Genomic DNA, 21,087 nt, shown 5'->3' with positions numbered 1-21,087 from the left:
ACGTAACCGGTTTAACCAGCCGACTGCTTAGCGGGCAGTTTGGGACCTTTTTGACGTTTGTTTTCCTTAAAGTAGGCTTCTAGCACCTGTTGCACCATGGGGGCGGCAAAGGAGCCGCCGCCACCGCCAGAATGTTCGCCAAAAGCCACCACTAAAATTTCGGGTTTCTCAAACGGCGCATAGGCTCCAAACCAGGTGTGGTTTTCGTAGGGAGGCGCCTCGGCAGTGCCACTTTTGCCAGCCGGCGTTGGAATGGTGGGCACGTTCAGCCGGGTACCAGTACCGCTGGTTACCACCTTGCGCAGCCCCCGTTGAATGATTTCCAGGGTGCGTGGCTGCATGTCTATGGGCGTCTTCCATTGTTTGGATTCAGCATTATCCAACAACAGATGGGGGGTAACTCGATAGCCATCATTGGCAGCAACAGCAAACATCACGGCTGTTTGTAGTGGGGTCACCTGCATGTATCCCTGGCCAATGGTCATGTTGATGGTGTCCCCCAGATACCATTCTTCTTCAAAGATTTTTTGTTTCCAGGCTTCATCGGGGACTAGCCCAGGAGATTCTTCGGTGACTAATTCAATGCCGGTTTTTTTGCCCAGGCCATATTTGCGCATCCAGTGAATTAAGGGCTCATGGCCCATGCGCATCCCCACCTGGTAGAAAAATGTGTCGCTACTCCATTGCAAAGCGCCATCAAAGCCCAATGGGCCAAAGCCAGCATTATTCCAATCCCAGAATAAAATGCCGCCAGCGTTAATGTTGGGAAACGTCTGTAAGACTGTATTGGCGGCAAAGGTGCCTGATTCGATGCCAGCGGTGGTGGTGATGATCTTGAAGGTGCTGGCGGGAGGATAGGCCTGGAGGGCGCGGTTCAAAAAGGGATTGCCCCGGCTGTTGAGCTGCTCCCACTGGGCCTGGGTAATGCGAGTGGAGAAAAGGTTCGGGTCAAAGGTGGGGCGGCTGACCATGGCGAGAATTGCCCCATCGTTGGGGTCCATGGCGACAATGGCACCAATTTTGTCCCCTAGGGCTTTTTCTGCAACTTTTTGCAGTTCTAGATCCAACGTAAGCCGAATGTTTTGGCCGGATTCGGGTGTTTTTTCCCCCATAATCCTCAGGACATTGCCGGCGCTGTCCACTTCAACTTGCTGGCCGCCCCATGCGCCTCGGAGTAACGATTCAAAGGATTTTTCGGCTCCCATTTTGCCGATAATGTCCCCTAGGCGATAGTCTTGGCCCTCTTCCGAAAAGCGATCAAATTCTTCTTCGTTGATTTCGCCGGTGTAGCCGATGACGTGGGCGGCCAAATCACCGTTGGGATAGTTGCGAATCGCTTCTGCTTCCACCCGTACCCCCGGCAGCACGGAGGCATATTCTGCTAGGGCCGTGGTTTGGGCTGGGCTTAGACCCCGTGCGATCGCAATAGACTGGGTAGATTCATAGCCAGCCGATTCAATCCGCTGTTGAATTTCAGCTTCCGGTATTTCCAGCAGTTGGGATAAACGTTGCACCACGGCACCCCGTTTGTCTTCGGGTAAGGCAATGGGCCAAATCGATACCGAGTGGGAGAGGCGACTACCGGCCAGAATTTTGCCATTGCGATCAAACACTGTGCCGCGTGCGGGTCTGCGGGGCAGCAATAGGATGCGATTTTCCTCAGCTAGCTTGCGGTTGCGATCGCCCTCAACCAACTGCAAGTAAAACAATCGGCTACCGATGCCCCCCAGCATAATTAGCGAGAGAAAAATCATCATGATCACCGATTGATACTGTCGGCCAACAGTTCGTCCGCCTTTTTTTTCAACCTTTGCCGATGAAGAATACTGAAGAAAGGCCATAGGTGACGGTGAGCGAAAATCTAGAACTTGAAGATAACTAAAACTGTAGACTGGGCCATGTGTTGCCCTGAGCTGTGACCAGTTTAGCCCTTCCAGCTCAATTCCAGCAGCGTTCTGTCCCCTGGTCTTCGGCTAACCTTTTCCCTGGAAAAATCTACCCATCCTGACAAAATGGGCACTTTATAGTCATTCCGGACCCGTTAGTCTCTCCTTATGCCCATGGAGGCTACAAGTTCCAATCCAATTGATTGGGATTTGCAACTGCTAACCGTAAAATAGTGCCAATGAACCATGCACAGGGGTTGCATCCTATGGCTCCAACCATTTCTCCGCCTGCAAATGTCACCACGACATTGGATGTGGAACTTAAAGATGTGGTCAAAACCTTTGGGGAAGAAACAGTTGTTCAAGGGCTGAATCTCCAAATCCGCCAAGGGGAATTTTTTAGTATTTTGGGCCCCTCTGGTTGCGGTAAAACCACGACTCTGAGGATGATAGCCGGGTTCGAGACGCCCACGTCTGGGGAATTGCACATTCAACAGCAGTCCATGGGCGGTGTTCCAGCTCACCATCGCTCCGTCAATACCGTTTTTCAAAGCTATGCCCTGTTTAATCACATGAGCGTGTGGGATAACGTAGCCTTTGGCCTGAAAATCAAAAAAGTTTCCAAGCTGGACCTGCGCCAGCGTGTGGGAGAAGCTTTGAAATTGGTACAAATGGAAAGCTTTGCCAAGCGCTATCCGAGCCAGCTATCGGGGGGACAAAAGCAGCGGGTGGCCCTAGCCCGTGCCTTGGTAAATCGTCCGGCGGTGATGTTACTAGACGAACCTTTAGGCGCTTTGGACTTAAAGTTGCGCAAGCAGATGCAAGTGGAGCTATCCAATCTACATCAGCGCTTGGGCATTACCTTCATCATGGTCACCCACGATCAAGAAGAAGCCCTTTCCCTGTCGGATCGTATTGCGGTGATGAAGGATGGTCGGATTGAGCAGGTGGGCACCCCCAGTGAGATCTATGAGCGTCCCACCACGGCGTTTGTTGCAGATTTTATTGGCGATACCAATTTACTCTCCGGCCACTGCAAAAGTACTGATACTGCGTCTCTCCTGACCACTGCCAGTGGGCTAGAGGTGATGCTGCCAGTGCAGGAACCCTCAGCCATTGATGCCCATGGGCTAAATGTCAGTATTCGCCCTGAGAAAATTTATCTGAGCCCTCAAACAGAGCATGGCCTAACGTCTCGCTATGAGAACTGTTATGTCGGAAAAGTCCAGCACACATTGTATACAGGCCCCCACATTCAGTGCATTATTGAATTAACCACAGGTGAGCGGTTGCGTGTTTTACAGCCCAACCACATGCCATATAAAGCTGGATCTGCTGTGTATGTCGCTTGGGCAGCATCCGATTGTCAGGTCCTAGCTCCACATTAGAGAAAATCCATATTTTGTCTGATCACGGCAAATATGGGTCTACATGAACAAATTGCAATTACCCAATGACCTAAGGTCAAAGAGTGGTTTCAAACTATCAATGGTGTCTGCCTAGAGGAGAAAGACTGTGCCCCGCCGACTATCCCATAATTCATCTTTGCTTTCACGTACTTCCCGCCGTCGCTTTTTGCAGGGATCTGCTGCTGTGCTAGCTGGTGTGGGTTTATCCAACTGTCGACGTACCGTTGGCAACGTTGATACAGCAGCATCAGAAACGACAGCTGCAGCACCCTCATCTGGAGCTGCGGGAGATGGTGTGCTACACATTTACACCTGGGCCGACTATACAGACGATGAACTGGCGGCACAGTTTACAGAAGCTACCGGCATAGATGTCAAAATTGACGTTTATGATTCGAACGAAACCATGCTGGCTAAAATGCAGGCCGGTGGTGGTGCCAACTACAGTCTGATTTATCCTTCGGACTACATGGTCACTGAGATGATTGGTCTTGGGATGTTGACCGAGCTGGATAAGTCTCGCCTCGTTGGTTTAGACAAGATTCTTGAGAAGTGGCAAAGTCCCGTCTACGATCCGGATAGTAGCCATAGCGTTGCGTTTAGTTGGGGCACCACGGGGCTTCTCTACAATTCTGAGGTGCTGACTACTCCCCCTGAGGATTGGAACTATCTTTGGGAAAATCGGGATGTATTGTCGCGCAAATTGACCATGCTGGATGATGTTCGAGAGACTATGGGGGCGGTGCTCAGCTCCCTAGGCTATTCGTACAATGCTACTGAACCTGCGCAGTTAGAAGAAGCGTATAAAAAACTGTTAGACCTGAAACCCGCACTGGCATCCTTTAAGTCCTTTGGTTGGCAAGATGAATTGTTGAGTGGAGATCTGCTGATGTCCATGGTCTATTCCGTAGAGGGCATTCCAGTTAGTCTCGAAAATCCTAAGTTTAAGTATGTCATTCCAGCGAGTGGGTCCTCGGTTTGGACTGACACCATGGTGATTCCTACCTCGGCACCCAATGTGGATGCGGCCTATGAGTGGATGAATTTTAACTTGCAGCCTAAGGTTTCTCAGGAAACAGTTGAGCGGTTGTTCTTTGCAACGCCCAATGGTGAAGCGATGTCCATGCTGTCTAAAGAACTGTTAGATAACAAAAATCTCTTCCCCCCTGAAGACTTGCTGGCTAAGTGTGAGGGCATTGCGCCCGTGGGGGATGCCAACGCTCTGTATGACGAGTATTGGACCAAGGTAACCAGTGCCTAAAACATCATGGAGGGAGGACTGAGACCAGAGGGCCGCGCTATCAATCTATCGACCATTTATCAGGGATTTAAGTCCAGTCTGAGGCCATTGGGTCTATTAGGGCCAGCAGGGTTATGGCTATTTTTGTTAATGGTCTTGCCCACGATATTGATTGGGGAATTGAGTTTTGTCCCGGGTCTAAAACCAGGGCAGCCTATCCTGGGCTATGGCTTGCTCAACTATCTCAGAATTTTAGAGCCCACATATTTACAGGTACTTAAGCGCTCCGCCACATTTGCAACAGGCACTACATTGTTGTGTCTGTTGCTTGGGTTTCCAGTGGCCTATTGGCTAGCACTCATGGCTCCTAAGCGTTGGCGTAACTTGCTGTTAGTTCTGTTTATTCTCCCCCTGTGGACATCGTCCTTATTGCGTACCTATGCGTGGATTACGCTGTTGCGTCCGTCTGGGGTGATTAACCTGGTTTTAAGTACCTTGGGGCTACCCACGCAGTCTTTGATGAATACTCCCTGGGCGGTGTATATCGGCATGACCTATAGTTTCTTGCCCTATATGGTGCTGATTCTATACGCTTCCCTAGAGCGATTGGATCTGAGTTTGCTGGAAGCTGCGGCGGATTTGGGGGCAAACCCCCGTGTTGCTTTTTGGCGAGTGACGGTGCCTCAAACGTTTCCGGGGATTGCGGCGGGTGGTCTTCTGGTGTTTGTGACCAGCTTGGGAGATTTTGTGGTGCCCACATTGCTAGGTGGCCCGAGCAGTATGACTATTTCGCGATTAATTTATAACCAATTTTTGGGTGTAGCTCGTAATTGGGGGTTTGGTTCAGCGTTGAGTATGGTGTTGATTTTGATGGTGAGTGCTGCGATCTCACTGTTACTCAAATATGGAGACCGCAACCCTGAGATGTATTCATGAAACCTGTGGCGTCTAAAGGTAACCTGCGTTTTTCGTGGCAAGGCATATTTACCCTGCTGATGTATGGGTTTATGTATATCCCGATTTTGATTTTGGGAATATACAGCTTTAATCAGTCTCGGTACGGTGCGATTTGGAAAGGTTTTAGCCTCACCTGGTATCAGAAGCTGATGGGGGATGAACGTTTATTTTTGGCCTTGGGAGATAGTCTTAAAATCGCCATTTGTGCGGTGGCCATCTCCTCTGTGCTAGGTACTTTGATGGCGGTGGGACTTTCTAAATACCGGTTTCTGGGTAAATCTTTGTATGTGGGCATTTCTTATCTACCGCTGATTATTCCAGATATTGCGATCGCAGTAGCTACCCTTGTTTTCCTGGCTTCCGTTGCTATTCCCTTGAGTTTATGGACTGCAATTGCGGCCCATATGGTGTTTTGTTTGGCTTACATTGCCATCGTTGTGTCTAGTCGCCTCCAAGGATTAGATCCAAATTTAGAAGAAGCGGCCCTAGATTTAGGGGCTACACCCACCCAGGCACTGCTCAAAGTATTAATTCCTCAACTGGCCCCTGCCATTGTTTCAGGGTGCTTGTTGGCGTTTGTTTTGAGTATGGACGATCTATTGATTTCGAGCTTTACGGCGGGTGGTGCGAATCCGTTGCCCATTGAAATTTTTAGTCGCGTTAAAACTGGAATTAAACCTGATATCAATGCGTTAAGTGTGCTGCTGATCTTGGGTTCAGGGCTGATTGCGGCATTTGCTGAATACTTTCGCCATAAAAGCGAGCGGGTGTGAATTGCTTGATTTCAACCCTGACAAATATTCTTTCTGAGAAAACTAGTGAAATCACGGTTGAACGTGCGGCTGATCACATTTTTTTAGCCTGGTAATCACGGTGAACGCTTGATATACAACGCATAGTAAGAGTAGACATAAAAGATCTCTTCAATGAACTTTATGGCTGACCACTAAGTTTCCTGTAGTCCTGGAGTAAATGTCATGCTAAATCCCACCCCAAAGACTCAATCCTTAGAGAGTCTGATGAGTAATATTTTGAGATGTCGTCGTATTACTCGGGCAAACCAACGCATGCTGATGGCATCTTTGCTCAATAAAGCTCAGCTGAATAGTGATGAGCAGGCGCAGGTCAATAAAATTTTTGAGGCGATCACCCATGGTCGCCTCAGAGTCGTGGACTAACGCTATTCCTGATCAGTAGATTGTTGTTCTTCGTCTTCGGTTTTGACATCAGGCACCATATCAGGGCGCGCTACATCTTCCCAGCCCGGCGGTCTTTTTGAGTTGTACCAGGCCAATGACCCAATTACGACTGCTGCAATAAATCCCACCACGTACACTAACTGAAAGTAGTACATGGGAATGCCTGATGCACCCACTTCACCTAAAACAATTGCCATAAAGAGGCTTATCCCTTTCTAATTCCAATACGCTCCTGAGTTTGACCGTTGCCAAGCTAAGGGCTGATGCTGAGTTCGAGCAGTTGCCGGATGGCACAGTCGTTACGCTACATCATCAGTCCAATCGGCAACAGCGCTTTATTTATTTTAGTGGTCTACCTATCACTCTGCCGAGACATCTGCATCTACCGGTGCGGGTGCGGCCGGCGCGGGTGCCGGTGCGATGGGCGCGGGTGGTGCGGGCGCGGGTGCCGGTGGTGCCGGGGCGGGTTCGAATACGGGAGCCGGCTCGATGGGTGCTGGTGCCGCGACGGGGGGAGCCGGAGCCACCGGTTCGCTCGGAGCGGCTGGCGCTGGAGGATCGGCAAATATAGGCTCCGGCGCCGGTTCTGCCGGTATGGGAGCCGGAGCGGGGGAGGTGGGAGTCGGAGCCGGAGCGGGGGTTACGGGTTCTTGCCTAACGGGCGGTGGCGTACTTCTGCGAGGCGCTGGATCTGCACGCGGTTGGGGGGCTGGCTCTTCTGCCCGTCGAGGCTGAGGCGCTGGTTCGGGGGCTGATTGTCGTGGGGCGCTGTCGGAAGAACGTCGGCTGCTGCCAGCTTTTTCGGCAATGACTTTACCTGGTTTGACTGGTTTGGCTTCGATGGAGCCCTCTCTCCCTGATAGGCGAGGGAGTTCAGGGAATTTTTCCACCGGTAAATCTTCAATAAATTGTTCTACAAACTTGCGCCAAGCATAGGCTGCGGTGCTGCTGGCTCCACGGGTAGGGCTACTATCGTCGTTACCAAACCACACACCGACGACTAAATCGGGGGTAAAGCCAATAAACCAAAGGTCCCTATTTTTTTCGGAGGTGCCTGTTTTGCCCGCAATTTGTCGGCCGCTGATATAAGCATTGCTGCCGGTGCCGCCTTCTACAACACTGCGCATCATCCAGGCCATAATAGCGGCTGAATCTTGATCGATTGCTTGTTCTGGTTCATCGCTAAATTCGTAGAGCACTTTGCCGCTGCGATTAGTGATGCGCGTAATCCCATGGGCGTCTACATGTTTGCCTTCCGCTGCGATCGCACCATAGGCATTGGTGATTTCTAGCAGGTTTACTTCGGAAGAACCCAGAGCTAAGGAGTAGGCGGGCAGCAAATCTGATTTGATGCCCATGCGTTTCGCTAGTTCAATAACGGGTTCAAAACCAACTTCCACCAGCACCTTGACGGCCACAATATTGATGGAAGAGGACAGTGCCCGCCTCAGTTCAACATTGCCACTGAACTTGCCACCATAGTTTTTTGGTTCATAGCCATCGACCACATAGCGAGCGTCGACATAGCCTTTGTAGGGAGATAGGCCACTTGCGATCGCTGCACTGTATACAAATGCTTTGAAAGTGGACCCTGGTTGTCGTTGTGCCTGGGTGACCCGATTAAACTGACTTTCTTCAAAGTCAGTGCCCCCTACCATGGCATGAATTTGGCCGGTTTTTGGATTCAGAGCCACAATAGAGCCCTGTTCAAATCGTTGCCAGCGACCATACTCTTCTAAAACTTCCTCTAGAGTTGTTTCAGCAGATCGTTGCCATTTTGGTTCGAGACTCGTTTCTACAATTAGGCCCCCCGCTTCAATCGCATCCTGAGAAATTAGCTCAGGCAGCTTTTTCTGCACATAGATAGTGAAGTAAGGGAACTCACTATAGAGAAACTTAGGTTCGTTGGGGGTGGTGGCAACATCACTTCGATATGCCGTTGTTGCCTGGGCTTGGGAAATGACCCCATTCTCCAACATGCGGCTAACGACCTTATCTCGTTGCTCTCTCGCCGCATCTTCATCCACTAACGGAGAATAAACACTGGGTGCTGGAGCCATGCCCGCAATCAGGGCTATTTCCGCAACCGTTAACTCTTCAACCGCTTTGCCAAAATAAATCCAGGCCGCATCAGCAACGCCATAGGCTCCTGCGCCAAGATACACAAGGTTTAGATAGCGCTCCAGGATTTTTTCCTTGCCAAGCTCTTTTTCTAATTTTTGTGCCAGCAGAGCTTCTCGAAACTTCCGCTGAAAGCTGCGATCTTGATCTAAAAAGATGATGCGAGCAACCTGCTGGGTGATGGTACTGGCACCTTCTACCAAATCGCGATTTCTTACGTTGGAATAAACCGCTCGGGCAATCCCTTTATAGTCAATGCCTCCGTGATCGTAGAAGCGTCGATCTTCTGAGGCGATAAATCCCTGGACTAAGGTATCTGGAATGTCATCGTATTCCAAATATTCTTGGGTCGCTGGGCCAATTTTTTGCAGAACGCTGCCATCGTCTGCCTTGATGGTGATGGTGCCTGTGCGCTCAAACGTTAATGCATTGGAAACATCCGGCAGATTGGCATTGGCTTCTTGCCAAAAGCGATAGCCACGGGTTGCGCTACCTGCAATGCCAGCCCCCACCAGCAGAGTGAGCCAAAATAAAATGCTTCTGTAAAGTGGTTTCGGTGTTTTCTGCTGTTTCAGTTCCGCAATAGCTGCAGTTAACCGCTTATCAGCACCATCGTTTTTGATTTTACCAATCCAATTAGCCACGTTAAAGAAACCCTATCTAACCCATTTTTCTTGAAATGGTTGACTTAATCAGCACGCATTAATTTGCTTTGTTGCTCAGCACCTGCACCTAATGTTGTCCAACGTCAGGCTTTACATATCCTGGTATGCCTTAAAAAAGGCTAGCAGAATCTGCCCTAACCCACCAAATACTCGGTATGTCCCAGGGCCAGACCCAAGATCAACATACCCAGAACCAAAAATGGCTGGGCACTTGCCTGATACTTGACGTCGTTAGCTAATGGGTCACGTAAAAAGTACATGTCTTGAAATGTAATTTGTGGAATGATCATCAGGATCAGCAGAACAGCGTAGATATTTTTGTGTATGGCGATCAAATAACCAGCCATACCAGCCTGAAAAATGTCAATCATTAATACGCAAATCCAGGCTGCGGTACCAATGCCAAACATCACGGGCAACGATTTCAGGCCCAAGGCCTTATCCCCTTCAACACTCTTGAAGTCATTCACAACTGCAATGCCTAACCCCGCCATGCTGTAGAGCAGGGTGAGGAAAATAACCGTTGCATTCAGTTCGCCAAACAGGGCATGACCCGCCCACCAAGGTAGGGCAATGTAGCTGGCACCCAAGGCATAATTTCCGAGCCATCCATTTTGTTTCAGTTTCAACGGAGGTGCGGAATAGATATAGGAAACAAATGAGCCGCCTAGAGCTAGGGCAGTCAGTATGGGGAAAGCGTGGTTGGCCCACTGATCGAGACCGTAGGAGACGGCAATCCCACCGAGGAGTAGCACCCAAATCTGTACCTGCACCTGGCCTAGACTGATAGCGCCAGATGGAATCGGTCGATAGGGCTCATTAATGGCATCGAGTTCTCGATCGTAGTAATCATTAATGGTTTGGGTATAGCCTGTGAGCAGCGGCCCCGCCATTAGCATGCAGGCTAAGGACGCCATGACATGTTCTAGAGTCCATTCAAAGTGTCCAGATGATGCGGCACCACACAGAACTCCCCATATGAGAGGAATCCAGGTGATGGGCTTCATCAGCTGGAGGCGAATTTTCCAGATGGATGTTTCGCCATCGGCAGCCCCTTTCATGCCTAGCAGTTGGCGTGCTTTAGAGCCCTCCGATTGACCCTGGGTATCGGTGGGGTTAGGTTTAACTGGCTCGGGATTGGCAGTCATGAATTTGAACAGTAGGGTAGCTGACGAAAATGTTCTGTTGCCTGCGAGAATGAAACGCTTGGTAAAAGCTGCATTATGGTTTTTCAGATCAGATCATAATTCTGAATCGTAAGGTGACGAATCCTAATTGAAGGACAGGATCAAATACCCTGATTGAAATTTGGCACCCGTGACTGAACGCCCTTTTAGGGGTGCAGGTAGTGTTAAATTGCGACGTTGGTCGCCAGCTTCGATGGTAACCTCTGGGCCATATTGGGTGAGCTGGATTTGTTTTTTGTCAAAACTGGGTAAAAACAAGCGCACGGTGCCAGTGCTGACGTCCACATCAACTGGGGCTGGTGCTGAGGGTGTCGCCATGTAGTCGGCGGGCATGGCCTCCACCAGAGATGTCCAACCCTCTGCCGTTGGCAGGTTATATATGGGTAACGGTTCAAATTCTGCGGGGGGATTGGTGCCTCGATTGAAGAGGACGCCGGCGACCGTCATTTCAATTTGCTGGGCAGCACCCCAAAGGTAACGCGCGGTAGCGATCGCAATAGTATCGTCGTTGGTCACCAAATAAGCCCTAACCCTCATGGGTTCTTTAACAGCGGCAATTCCTTGGGTAATGACATTTGTACTTTGCTTTATTTCAGGATGGTCAAACATATCTCCGGATAGACCACCGCTTAAAATAGCTCCCGCCACCGGTTGGACGAACGGCATGATTGCCTTGGAAAACTGTGACGATTGGAAGACTTGTTTAAACCGGCGAAAATACCAGTCAATGCCGGCTGGCATGCCCCACATCCGTAAGCTAGCCTGATCGCCGGGGCCATCATGCACAATCACATCATAGTCACCGCTGGCATCAAATTCTCTCAAGGCATTTAGGGTAAGAGCTTGGTCCATGCCGGGTAATACACTCAGCTCTTGGCCATACATATCTTTAAAAAATGGGTCCCTAAGATATTGGGCTTCAAATTGCTTCAGCTGGTCCCAGTTTTGCTCTAACAGTTGTGTGAACTGCAGCTGCATCGCCCATAGATTTGCGTCGATGGCTGTTGGCGTATTGGATAGCTCATTGCCCAACAGGAGGCCAAAGCCAGGACCGGCATCCTCTGTCACTAAAAGTACTCGCTGCCCCTGGTTCGCTAGCTTTTTAGCCGTTGCGATCGCGCAGGTAGAGCGTCCACTGCCCCCCTTGCCAAGGAATGTAAGAATCAACGCCATCAGTCACTCTTAAAAACTTATGTGCCGTCTATGACGAACATCTATCTAAACAAAGGGCACCCAGATGAGGTGCCCCAAACCATATCAAATGATTGAACAGATTGAACTCGTAACTATGCAGTTACCTTGAGCTCATCTTCAAAAAACCAGCTAGAGAATTGATCTGGAAATTCTACAACAACACCAACACCGCTGCCGTCTACCATCTTGAACTGCGTAACGGTGCCTTGCTGTCCTAGACGCTTGGCAACACTATCAGACACCCGATCCTTGACTCTTACCACCTTCACCTTTTGTCCGATATCCAAAGCCATGCTCTAAGACCCTCCTCTCCGAATATTAAGCTTGACGAATATTTAAGAATTAAAACTAACCCTCAGTTTATCAGTGTCTTGCCCTTTGTAAGCTATCCTGCAAAACTATTGCTGGCACTATGTCAGTCATCCCTCCTCCTATAAAGAAATCCCCCCATGTTGGCTAAGCGAATTTTGCCCTGTTTGGATGTTAAAGCGGGTCGTGTTGTAAAAGGGGTGAATTTTGTAGAGCTCAAGGATGCTGGGGATCCAGTAGAACTGGCCCAGGCCTATAACGAGGCAGGTGCCGATGAACTTGTATTTTTAGATATCACTGCCACTCACGAAGACCGCAATATCATTTTTGATGTGGTGTATCGCACAGCAGAGCAAGTCTTTATTCCACTGACTGTTGGTGGTGGTGTGAATTCCCTAGACACAATCAAGCAGTTGCTGCGGGCTGGGGCCGATAAGGTGAGCATCAATTCAGGCGCGGTGCGTAACCCTGAATTTATTCAATCTGCAAGCTCTCGGTTTGGCAGTCAATGCATTGTGGTGGCAATTGATGCTAAGCGGCGCGCTGATGAATCTGGATGGGATGTATTTGTCCGCGGCGGTCGTGAAAATACCGGCTTAGATGCGGTGACGTGGGCTAAAGATGTCGTTGCTCGTGGTGCAGGGGAGTTACTGATCACAAGCATGGATGCGGATGGGACTCAAGCGGGATATGACCTACAACTGACTCGAGCCATCGCTGGGGCTGTGGATGTTCCTGTGATTGCATCGGGAGGTGCGGGCACCTGCGATCATATTCGTGAGGCTTTGACGGATGGTCAAGCAGAAGCAGCCTTATTAGCATCATTGCTGCACTATGGGCAACTAACAGTTGCAGAAATTAAAGCCCATCTCACCCAGCATCATATTCCCATTAGGCCTTGATTTTAGGGCAATGATACGTTTCATTGTCGGATTTCAGACGGTGCAGGGCATTCCATAATTCACCCGCTATAAAATATTTCCAAATAACAAGCGCTTTCATGAGAGCGCTGTTACAATATGTAAAAGTATAGTCGCAATATATTAAGGCCTACCTTTTAATCTATCGATGACGCTCCTAATTATAGCCATCGTAACTGGTTTAGTTGTCTGGGCCCTTCGTCTTATGGATAGGGCTCTTGCTAGCCAAGAATTTTCTTTAATGCTTGCAGGGTTTCTGGTGGCCTCGGCCGCCGCTGCTATGGTAGGTGTCTACTTTTTGATGAGTGATTATATGTTCTACGTTCATCAAAGTGAGCTCTTATTCCAGGATCAAAATTTTTCAGAGTTTCTAGTGTTAGACGATATTGCGTCGACTGAGTCTGGGTTGATGTCTGTCGATATGGCTACCTTATTGCTTGATGACTAGTGGTGGCGTCAATGTTTGCTTAGATGCTGCCCTCGATTCCTTTGGGTAGGGTACGAGGTTTGCAATTTCATTGGACATTTCCTTTGCTTATTGCAGTAGTCTTTGCCAGGTTGCTGCGCCCACAATGCCATCCACTTCTAACCCAAATTGTCGCTGAAAATCGGCAACTGCTGCTTCTGTCTGTTCCCCAAAAACGCCATCTATTGGGCCAGAGTAGAAGTTAAGTCCTTTTAGCTTATTTTGTAGGCGCTGAACATCTGTGCCCCTGTCTTCCAGTCGAAGCATTGGTGGGTTGCCGGCTGTTTCGATCGGCGTGGTCTCTATATTGGGTGCTGGTTCAGCCGTATTTTCGGTTTCTGGTTGGGTAGCTGGTTGAATCGGTTGATTTAAGATAGTCGGACTCGGTAAAATCCGTTGCCATGTGACGGGGCCAACGATGCCATCGGCCGTGAGGCCTATTTCGGTTTGCAATTGTTGCACGGCTGCTATCGTCGATTGATCATAGGTGCCATTTATGGGCCCAGTGTAGTAGCCCATTAGGGACAGTATGGCTTGTATGTCTTTGACGCTAGAGCCTACAGCACCCGGTCGCAAGGTTGTCTGTAGTTTGTCTTCTGAATTGACGGCTTGGGTTTGTTTGAGGGATAACGCTACAGCATGTTGCTGTAGCCCTGGGAGTCCCATAGCCGCTATTAATGTTGCGATCGCAATCCTATACAAGCCCCAATGTTTCATGTGATCAAGTCACCATATGTACGTTGTGTGAGCACATTTAAATCTCACCAAAGTCAATCATAAAGATGGCACAGCCTGTCTGATGCGTCCATATAAATTGATATTTGTAGCCATTATCAATGTAAGTTTATGACCGCTGATATTGAAAACCCGTTCAATCATGCTGATGCTTTCCACAGCAGACAAGTTTTTGGGTAGCCTCTTAGGCGCTCATCTGGCCAATCGTAATCCTGATTTTACTGATCCTCAGAATGTTGCGATCGCTCTAAATCAGGTATCCAATCAGCTTGAACGATCCAATCATCCCCCACATCCGCAACCCAATCCTTGTCAGCAAGCTGCCGAAGCACAGGGGGGCATTGCTCCATCAGCTCACTATCCTGTGCGTTGTGGCGTAGCCCAGCTAACCACTGCGATGGTTTCACAAGGGTGGAATAAAGAATTTGGGTCAGTCCTACGCTGGCTTCTATCTAGCCACGATAATCATCAACAGCGCCATCAGGCGATAGCGGCGGTTTATCAACAGGTCACGGACGATGCCCTAACGTCAGATGCCTTACATAGCATCCAAGCACTATATATATTGGGCGATTGTTTGGAGTGGTTTATGCAATCTTCGCCTGACGTTTCTAGGGCCAATAGTCGGCTCTATGAATATCTTCAGCAGCAATGTGCTACCTATCCTGCCGAACTCATCAATCAGCAGATGTCTCAATTGCTTGCCTATTTATGCGATCCATTGCCCAGTATGGATAATGGCGACAATTCGTTGCAGAGTGGCCCTTTGTCGTCTGTGATGTTAGCCGCTCAGCACTGTTTGCGCTATCGAGAAAATTTAGCTTTGGCATTATCCACGCAACCCTTAACGCCGCTGACACCTTCACTAGTGGGTGCTTTGCTTGGGGCTTGGGGCGGCCCACAGGTGCTGCCGCATCCATGGCTGTTGGCCTTGCCCTCTCATACGATGCAGAACTTGGTTGCTGAAGCTGATAACTTATATCGAGCCTGGGCGGGGGTTGCCAATAACGCTGACTGTTTTGGGGCATTTGCCCTAGATTTCTAGGCTGCAGACAGATTACTTAAAAGTAGCTGGCTATAATAAGGGTTAATTACACTCTGCATCTGAAAATACTGTTTTACCTATTGAGGTTACCTATGGGATAAGTTTGCACGGTGGTTGTATCTTTTCTCCGTATTGAATTTACAGTCGTATGGTGTAGCGATTTTGTACTCTAACTACCGAAGGTTCATTTTTGACATCAGATTCATTTTTGAGTACTCATCTGCCAGTAGTCTAACGATACGGCCAACCTTCCAGTCAATTAGCCCTAGTAACCTCGGACGTTGATTTTCAATTGTCTACGACATCCAGGGTATTCACGGAGGCAATACAATGTCTCCCTCTAGCCTCAGCCAGGTTTCTAATGCTAATCATCTGCTGGACTTACGCGTTATGTTTCGGTTGATCTCAACAACGGCAACCTTGGTGATTAAGGCCTTTCATGCAGTTGGTGACATTCATGGTCAAAGCAATTTGGCAGCGTTTGCGTAGTTGGGTTAGTTGGTTTAAATCGCAGTTACCAATCTTTTCTAAGTCGCTGCGCCAAAGGTCTAATACTTCCATTCGTCAATCGACTCGGTCAAGTAACCAGTCCAGTGGGCGATATGGCGTTGCGAAAAAGACGCCGTTTAATCAAACCCGGATTGCAATTTGTCTAACGGTTTTGCTCCTGACAGCAATTTTAGGGCAGCGCTTTTACAATCAGCCAGCTTTAACCGTAGGGAGTATAGCTGCGGATAGTTTTACGGCGCCCTACAATGCAACGTTGCCTGACATGATCACCACGGAGGAAAATCGTCAGGCTGCCCGCAGTGGTTCAATTGTGATATTGCAAATTGATCCTGCCATTAGCAAAGCGATTTTGGAAGATGCCAATAGTATTTTGGCTCAAGGCAGTATTCTCCGCCAAAAAGCGGGCAATATTCCTTATATTTCTACAGGTCAGCTATCGAGTCGAACCCAGCGATATCTGCGTCAGATGCCAACCGATGACTGGGAAGAGGTTTGGTCGTTGGCCCAGATGCCTCAATTAACGAACGCTTTGCTGGCGAAAGGGTCTAGCGGCAAGCTACAAATGCGTCTAAATAATTTGGATGCTAATCAGTTGATTGCGATTGGGGAACTGTTGCGTTTTCGGGAGCGGCCATCGTCGCAGTCTATGGCGTCACTGCGCAGCCAAATTGAAGCCAAACGTCAGCAGTATAACAAGGTCAAACCAGAGCTGGCCAACTTAACCACCCGTGATGGGCTACAGCCTTTGGATGTAAAGCTGCTGGAATTAAGTGATGCGGACTGGCAATCTGTGCAATCCACAAGCCGCTTGGTGCTGGACCGCATGCTGAGTCAGGGAATTCATGAAGGCATGCCCCCCAATTTGTGGCAGCAAGCCATTGACTCCCAATTGCAAGGCACGTTGATTTTAGATGTCCCCTTGGGGTTGAATCGTGATGATTTGCTGGAGCAAGAAACCGCGGCGAAAGAAATTGCTTCTAAGATTATCAGCTCTGTCTTGCGTCCAAATTTAGTTGAAGATTTTGAGCAAACCCGCCTGCGAGCAGAGCAGGTCGAAAATGAAGTGAAAACGGTAACGGTTTCCATTGAGCAAGGGGCACCCATTGTGAATAAGGGAGAGGCCATTACTCAGGGGGATTTCGTTCTCTTAGATCATTTTAATTTGACGCAGCGCCGATTTAATTGGCTCGGTTTTATTGGCTTTGGCACATTGGTGAGTGCGGGTATCGGTGTATTACTGTGGCTTGATCACTGGCAGAAGGGGGGATTGCGTCAGCGAGATCATTTATTAGTACTGTGTTTGATTTTTAGTGTGGCGGCTCTGATGGCCCTGAAGATTCCGGGGTTAGGCTTACCTGCGGTGGGGCTTTTGCTAGGGAGTTTTTATGGCTATATTTTAGCGGCGGTGATCATTGCCTTGCTGGTGATTTTGTTGCCCATTGGTGGCTCGGTGGCTGTGTTGCCGCTGTTTGCTGCAGCCTGTGCTGCATCAGTGGGAGCTTGGATTGCACCGCGTTTGCGATCGCGCGAAGAATTTGCCCTGTTGGGCGGCGTGGTCGGTTTAACCCAAGGCTTGCTGCATTTGGTGCTTACGCTGATGTTTAACAGCGTAGCTTCCTCTGTTTGGTATACCGTTCTACGAGATTCAGCTCTGTTTGGGGTATATGGGATTGCCTGGAGTATCGTCGCTCTGGGGGTGAGTCCTTACCTAGAATCATTTTTTGACGTGATTACGCCGATTCGGTTAGCGGAACTGTCGAATCCGAACCGACCCTTGCTTAAGCGGTTGGCCGCAGATGCCCCAGGCACCTTTCAGCACACCATGTTTGTGGCGAACCTGGCAGAAGCCGCCGCTCGCACTCTAGGACATAATGTTGAGCTCGTGCGTGCTGGTACCCTGTACCACGACATTGGTAAGATGCACGACCCCCTAGGATTTATTGAAAATCAAATGGGAGGTCCCAATAAACATGACTTGATTAATGATCCCTGGGTGAGTGCCGACATTATTAAAAAGCACGTGACTGAAGGCTTGGTGATGGCTAAAAAACATCGTCTACCTAAGGCGATTCAAGCCTTTATTCCTGAACATCAAGGGGATATGTTAATTAGCTACTTTTATCATCAGGCCCAAACAATCATCAGTGCCGATCCCGAGCGAGATATTCTAGAAGAAGACTTTCGCTATGCCGGTCCCATACCTCAATCGCCGGAGACTGGGATTGTCATGCTAGCTGATTCCTGTGAAGCGGCACTGCGCTCGTTGCATAAGGAAGCCTGTGCTGAAGAAGCCTATGCCATGGTAAATAAGATTTTGCGGGCGCGCTGGAAGGATAAACAGCTAATAGATTCGTGTTTGACACGGAAAGATATGGATGTGATTGCCAATGTATTTGTCCAAGTTTGGCAACAGTTTAATCACAAACGCATTGCCTATCCGAAGGAATCGTTTTCGCCAGGTTAGGGTGATGCGGTGGCGCAGACCCAGCTATGTGGAGCGGGTCTCGGCACCGGGCAGATGCCGGTTCAATTTTTGTGAAAGAATCCCATATTTGGGTGCGAAAATCATGGCTACGGCAAAAAGAATAGTCATGAGAACAACGATGGTGCCCCCGGTGGGCATGTCCAGGTGATAGCTAAGGTAGGTGCCGAGAATACAGGAAACAACGCTAGTGGCAACCGAAATGGCTAGCATATGGTCAAAGCGATCGGTGAGCAAATAGGCCGTAGCTCCTGGCGTTACTAACATGGCGACCACAAGCACAATGCCTGCCGTTTGCAAGGCGGTGACGATGGTTAAGGCCAGCACTGAGAGCAAGGTGTAGTACATCAGCTGGGTATTGAGCCCAATGGCTTTGGCATGGTTGGGGTCAAAGCAAAATAAGAGCAGGTCTTTGCGTCTCAATAGGATAACCACTAGCGTCGTAGTACCCGCGATCAGGGTTTGGATAATATCTGATGGGGAAATCCCTAAGACGTTGCCAAAAAGGATGTGAAACAAATCCACGTTGCTCGGTATTTTTGTGGCTAAGACGAGGCCGAATGCGAAGAAGCCCGTAAAGATGACTCCAATCACTGCATCTTCTTTTAAGCGGGTTTGGGATTTGACATAGCCAATGATGACCGTTGCCCCAAAGCCGAAGACAAAGGCGCCCAAGGCAAATGGTAGGCCTAGGGCATAGGCGACCACGACGCCCGGTACGACCGCGTGGGAAACAGCATCGCCCATTAAGGACCAACCTTTGAGGGTGATGTAACAGGAGAGGACGGCGCAAACGGTGCCCACAAAAGCGCTAACCCATAGGGCTTTGACCATAAAGCCTGCCTGTAAGGGTTCTAACAGCCACTGCACCATGGGGTCCAGGAGGGGTAGTTGGGCCATGGGGCTATTCATAACTAGGTTTTACGGGAGAGCTAAGGGTGGAGGCATGACTGGATAAACCCTTGAGGGGCATGCCGCCAAAGGTCATGGATAGATTCTCGTCGGTGAAAGTATCTGCTGTTTGGCCTTCGGCGAGCACGGTGCGATTGAGTAGAACGGTGCGATCGCAAAATGTAGAAATTGATGCCAGATCATGGGTGGACACCAAAATGGTGTGTCCTTCATCCCGCAGCTGTAGCAGCAGATTCACAATCCGCTTTTCTGTTTTAACGTCTACCCCGGTAAAGGGCTCATCGAGCAAAATGACTCGACTATTTTGGGCCATAGCCCGAGCTAAAAACGCCCGCTTTTTCTGACCCCCTGATAGTTCTCCAATTTGGCGATGGCGAAAGTCAGCCATGCCTACACGATCTAAACTTTCCGCCACCTGTTTTCTGTCCTCACGTCCGGGAATCCGCAGCATGTTCATATAGCCATAGCGGCCCATCATCACCACATCCCCGACGCTTACCGGAAAGTTCCAGTCCACATCGTCTGCTTGGGGGACATAGGCCATCAGCTGCCGTTTTTGGGCCATTTTGATCGAGAGTCCATCGATGTGAACTCGGCCCTGGTTGGGGCTAATAAACCCCATAATGGTTTTGAACAGGGTGGATTTTCCACCGCCGTTGGGGCCAACTAAGCCTGTGATGGTGCCCGGTTGCACATAGCAGCTAGCGTTATAGAGCGCCAAATGGGCATTGCTATAGGTGACGCTAATGTTCTCAACGGTGATGCCAAAGGTGTCTGATCGCATTAGGAATAGGGTGGGGTGAGAAATAACAGGAAAATCAGAACGGTAAGAAACTGAGAGCGGCGGGGGTGCTTAAAATCGATGGCATGGTCTACAGCCCGCAGCACCTTATGGGCGACGATAAAAGCTTTGAGTTGCGAATAATCATGGCGATAATAGTCCTTCGCTAATGACTTGGGTGTCGTATTGCAAAAGGTCTAGAAATGTGGGGACAGGGCCATCCTCTGTGGATAGGGAATCGACATATAAGCTGCCCCCAAAGTTTGCGCCGGTGGCTCGGGCAACTTCCTGTTGGCCTTCGTCGCTGACGGTACTTTCGCAAAAAACCGTCGGAATGTTGTTAGCGTTAACGGCGTCAATGACACCTTGAATCTGTTTTGGTGTGGATTGTTGCTCAGCGTTGATAGGCCATAGATAGACTTCCTGTAGATCGTAATCCTGGGCAAGGTATGAAAATGCGCCTTCACAGCTCACGAGAAAACGCTCATTCTCGGGTACCTGGGCAAGATTGGCCTTGAGCTTTTCGTCAATGGCTTTTAGTTGTTCGCTATAGGTAGCGGCATTGGTGTTGTAAATGTTGGCATTGGCGGGGTCGAGTTCCACAAATGCCTGGCGAATATTCTCAACATACGTGAGCGCATTTTGCGGCGACATCCAGGCGTGGGGATTTGGTTTGTCGGTGTAGGGGCCTGCTGCGATCGCAATCGGCTCGATCCCTGTTGTCAAAATCACGGATGGGACATCCTGCACATTCCCTAGAAACTGCTCAAACCAGCGCTCCAGGTTCATGCCATTGTAGAGAATCAAGTCTGCATCCTGGGCCTTTACTAAATCGCTGGGTGTGGGTTCATAGCCATGAATTTCTGCGCCGATGCGGGTAATGGATTCAACCCGAAGCTCATCTCCAGCAACGTTCTGGGCCATGTCTGCCAAAATTGTAAAGCTGGTTAATACCACCTTACGCTCATTGCCAGTGGAGTCCTCTAATGTCGGTGTGGCTTGCCCACAGTTGGTTAGGCCCATCAGTAAAATCATGCCTGCTAGCCAGATTTTTGGTTTGCCCTGATGT

19 protein-coding genes are annotated in these 21,087 nt (G+C 49.4%); 9 read left to right on the top strand and 10 right to left on the bottom strand.

Going from position 1 to position 21,087, the window contains the following annotated elements; translation table 11 throughout:
- Positions 1-11: 11 nt before the first annotated feature.
- Entirely contained in the window at positions 12-1,841 is a 1,830-nt protein-coding gene (gene mrdA, locus IXB28_RS16145) for a penicillin-binding protein 2 (protein WP_215619635.1), read from the bottom strand.
- Positions 1,842-2,152: 311 nt separating this feature from the next.
- Between mrdA and IXB28_RS16140 the strand changes: the two genes are divergently transcribed.
- From IXB28_RS16140 to IXB28_RS16120, 5 genes are all read left to right on the top strand, one after another.
- Complete coding sequence (locus IXB28_RS16140; protein ID WP_215619634.1) at positions 2,153-3,274, top strand: ABC transporter ATP-binding protein; 1,122 nt, start codon at positions 2,153-2,155, stop codon at positions 3,272-3,274.
- Positions 3,275-3,401: 127 nt separating this feature from the next.
- A complete protein-coding gene (locus IXB28_RS16135; RefSeq protein WP_215619633.1) occupies positions 3,402-4,556 on the top strand; it encodes an ABC transporter substrate-binding protein in 1,155 nt (384 codons plus the stop codon).
- A gap of 6 nt (positions 4,557-4,562) precedes the next feature.
- On the top strand, positions 4,563-5,471 hold the full coding sequence (locus IXB28_RS16130; protein ID WP_215619632.1) for an ABC transporter permease: 909 nt from the start codon (positions 4,563-4,565) through the stop codon (positions 5,469-5,471).
- Positions 5,468-6,265, top strand: a complete 798-nt coding sequence (locus IXB28_RS16125) for an ABC transporter permease (protein ID WP_215619631.1) — start codon at positions 5,468-5,470, stop codon at positions 6,263-6,265. Before IXB28_RS16130 ends, IXB28_RS16125 begins: the two co-directional genes overlap by 4 nt.
- Positions 6,266-6,469: 204 nt before the next feature.
- Positions 6,470-6,670: a hypothetical protein gene (locus IXB28_RS16120; RefSeq protein ID WP_215619630.1), complete on the top strand. Its 201-nt coding sequence runs from the start codon at positions 6,470-6,472 to the stop codon at positions 6,668-6,670.
- A 2-nt stretch (positions 6,671-6,672) separates the two neighbouring features.
- Here the strand turns inward: IXB28_RS16120 and psb35 are convergent, their stop codons facing one another.
- The 5 genes from psb35 to petP form a co-directional block, all read right to left on the bottom strand.
- Positions 6,673-6,888, bottom strand: a complete 216-nt coding sequence (psb35, locus tag IXB28_RS16115) for a photosystem II assembly protein Psb35 (RefSeq protein WP_215619629.1) — start codon at positions 6,886-6,888, stop codon at positions 6,673-6,675.
- A 162-nt stretch (positions 6,889-7,050) separates the two neighbouring features.
- Positions 7,051-9,456 carry a transglycosylase domain-containing protein gene (locus tag IXB28_RS16110; protein ID WP_215619628.1) on the bottom strand — a complete coding sequence of 802 codons (2,406 nt, stop codon included), beginning with the start codon at positions 9,454-9,456 and terminating at the stop codon, positions 7,051-7,053.
- Positions 9,457-9,611: 155 nt separating this feature from the next.
- Entirely contained in the window at positions 9,612-10,625 is a 1,014-nt protein-coding gene (chlG, locus tag IXB28_RS16105) for a chlorophyll synthase ChlG (protein ID WP_215619627.1), read from the bottom strand.
- 123 nt (positions 10,626-10,748) lie between these two features.
- Entirely contained in the window at positions 10,749-11,837 is a 1,089-nt protein-coding gene (locus IXB28_RS16100) for a Get3/ArsA fold putative tail anchor-mediating ATPase NosAFP (RefSeq protein WP_215619626.1), read from the bottom strand.
- 113 nt (positions 11,838-11,950) lie between these two features.
- Positions 11,951-12,145, bottom strand: coding sequence for a cytochrome b6f subunit PetP (gene petP, locus IXB28_RS16095; RefSeq protein WP_407659219.1), 195 nt, complete (start codon positions 12,143-12,145; stop codon positions 11,951-11,953).
- A gap of 162 nt (positions 12,146-12,307) precedes the next feature.
- Between petP and hisF the strand changes: the two genes are divergently transcribed.
- Positions 12,308-13,069: an imidazole glycerol phosphate synthase subunit HisF gene (gene hisF / locus IXB28_RS16090; RefSeq protein ID WP_215619624.1), complete on the top strand. Its 762-nt coding sequence runs from the start codon at positions 12,308-12,310 to the stop codon at positions 13,067-13,069.
- A gap of 223 nt (positions 13,070-13,292) precedes the next feature.
- Positions 13,293-13,535, top strand: coding sequence for a hypothetical protein (locus tag IXB28_RS16085; protein ID WP_215619671.1), 243 nt, complete (start codon positions 13,293-13,295; stop codon positions 13,533-13,535).
- A gap of 87 nt (positions 13,536-13,622) precedes the next feature.
- Here IXB28_RS16085 and IXB28_RS16080 read toward each other — a convergent pair whose 3' ends face one another.
- Positions 13,623-14,270, bottom strand: coding sequence for a peptidoglycan-binding domain-containing protein (locus tag IXB28_RS16080; protein ID WP_215619623.1), 648 nt, complete (start codon positions 14,268-14,270; stop codon positions 13,623-13,625).
- Between the two features lie 166 nt (positions 14,271-14,436).
- Between IXB28_RS16080 and IXB28_RS16075 the strand changes: the two genes are divergently transcribed.
- The gene (locus IXB28_RS16075) at positions 14,437-15,333 is read left to right on the top strand and encodes a hypothetical protein (protein ID WP_215619622.1); all 897 of its coding nucleotides are present in this window, start codon (positions 14,437-14,439) and stop codon (positions 15,331-15,333) included.
- Positions 15,334-15,790: 457 nt separating this feature from the next.
- Positions 15,791-18,307 carry an HD family phosphohydrolase gene (locus tag IXB28_RS16070; RefSeq protein WP_246559833.1) on the top strand — a complete coding sequence of 839 codons (2,517 nt, stop codon included), beginning with the start codon at positions 15,791-15,793 and terminating at the stop codon, positions 18,305-18,307.
- A 24-nt stretch (positions 18,308-18,331) separates the two neighbouring features.
- Here the strand turns inward: IXB28_RS16070 and IXB28_RS16065 are convergent, their stop codons facing one another.
- The 3 genes from IXB28_RS16065 to IXB28_RS16055 all read right to left on the bottom strand — a co-directional run bounded on the left by IXB28_RS16065 (position 18,332) and on the right by IXB28_RS16055 (position 21,041).
- The gene (locus IXB28_RS16065; RefSeq protein ID WP_274609707.1) at positions 18,332-19,225 is read right to left on the bottom strand and encodes a metal ABC transporter permease; all 894 of its coding nucleotides are present in this window, start codon (positions 19,223-19,225) and stop codon (positions 18,332-18,334) included.
- 4 nt (positions 19,226-19,229) lie between these two features.
- Positions 19,230-20,021: a metal ABC transporter ATP-binding protein gene (locus IXB28_RS16060; RefSeq protein ID WP_215619620.1), complete on the bottom strand. Its 792-nt coding sequence runs from the start codon at positions 20,019-20,021 to the stop codon at positions 19,230-19,232.
- 141 nt (positions 20,022-20,162) lie between these two features.
- Complete coding sequence (locus tag IXB28_RS16055) at positions 20,163-21,041, bottom strand: metal ABC transporter substrate-binding protein (protein ID WP_215619667.1); 879 nt, start codon at positions 21,039-21,041, stop codon at positions 20,163-20,165.
- Positions 21,042-21,087 lie beyond the last annotated feature (46 nt).

Source organism: Leptothoe kymatousa TAU-MAC 1615 (assembly GCF_018739865.1).
GTDB lineage: Bacteria > Cyanobacteriota > Cyanobacteriia > Phormidesmidales > Phormidesmidaceae > Leptothoe > Leptothoe kymatousa.
Note: the sequence above shows the minus strand (reverse complement) of the source record. Positions and strands in the feature narration are given on the sequence as shown.

Excerpts from the sequence above, each read along its gene's own strand:
- IXB28_RS16120 (WP_215619630.1), top strand. The coding sequence starts at position 6,470 with ATGCTAAATCCCACCCCAAAGACTCAATCCTTAGAGAGTCTGATGAGT.
- IXB28_RS16080 (WP_215619623.1), bottom strand. The coding sequence starts at position 14,270 with ATGAAACATTGGGGCTTGTATAGGATTGCGATCGCAACATTAATAGCG.
- IXB28_RS16100 (WP_215619626.1), bottom strand. The coding sequence starts at position 11,837 with ATGGCGTTGATTCTTACATTCCTTGGCAAGGGGGGCAGTGGACGCTCT.
- mrdA (WP_215619635.1), bottom strand. The coding sequence starts at position 1,841 with ATGGCCTTTCTTCAGTATTCTTCATCGGCAAAGGTTGAAAAAAAAGGC.
- IXB28_RS16060 (WP_215619620.1), bottom strand. The coding sequence starts at position 20,021 with ATGCGATCAGACACCTTTGGCATCACCGTTGAGAACATTAGCGTCACC.
- IXB28_RS16075 (WP_215619622.1), top strand. The coding sequence starts at position 14,437 with ATGCTTTCCACAGCAGACAAGTTTTTGGGTAGCCTCTTAGGCGCTCAT.
- IXB28_RS16085 (WP_215619671.1), top strand. The coding sequence starts at position 13,293 with ATGGATAGGGCTCTTGCTAGCCAAGAATTTTCTTTAATGCTTGCAGGG.
- IXB28_RS16130 (WP_215619632.1), top strand. The coding sequence starts at position 4,563 with ATGGAGGGAGGACTGAGACCAGAGGGCCGCGCTATCAATCTATCGACC.
- IXB28_RS16055 (WP_215619667.1), bottom strand. The coding sequence starts at position 21,041 with ATGGGCCTAACCAACTGTGGGCAAGCCACACCGACATTAGAGGACTCC.
- IXB28_RS16065 (WP_274609707.1), bottom strand. The coding sequence starts at position 19,225 with ATGGCCCAACTACCCCTCCTGGACCCCATGGTGCAGTGGCTGTTAGAA.
- hisF (WP_215619624.1), top strand. The coding sequence starts at position 12,308 with ATGTTGGCTAAGCGAATTTTGCCCTGTTTGGATGTTAAAGCGGGTCGT.
- psb35 (WP_215619629.1), bottom strand. The coding sequence starts at position 6,888 with ATGGCAATTGTTTTAGGTGAAGTGGGTGCATCAGGCATTCCCATGTAC.
- IXB28_RS16125 (WP_215619631.1), top strand. The coding sequence starts at position 5,468 with ATGAAACCTGTGGCGTCTAAAGGTAACCTGCGTTTTTCGTGGCAAGGC.
- IXB28_RS16140 (WP_215619634.1), top strand. The coding sequence starts at position 2,153 with ATGGCTCCAACCATTTCTCCGCCTGCAAATGTCACCACGACATTGGAT.
- IXB28_RS16070 (WP_246559833.1), top strand. The coding sequence starts at position 15,791 with ATGGTCAAAGCAATTTGGCAGCGTTTGCGTAGTTGGGTTAGTTGGTTT.
- chlG (WP_215619627.1), bottom strand. The coding sequence starts at position 10,625 with ATGACTGCCAATCCCGAGCCAGTTAAACCTAACCCCACCGATACCCAG.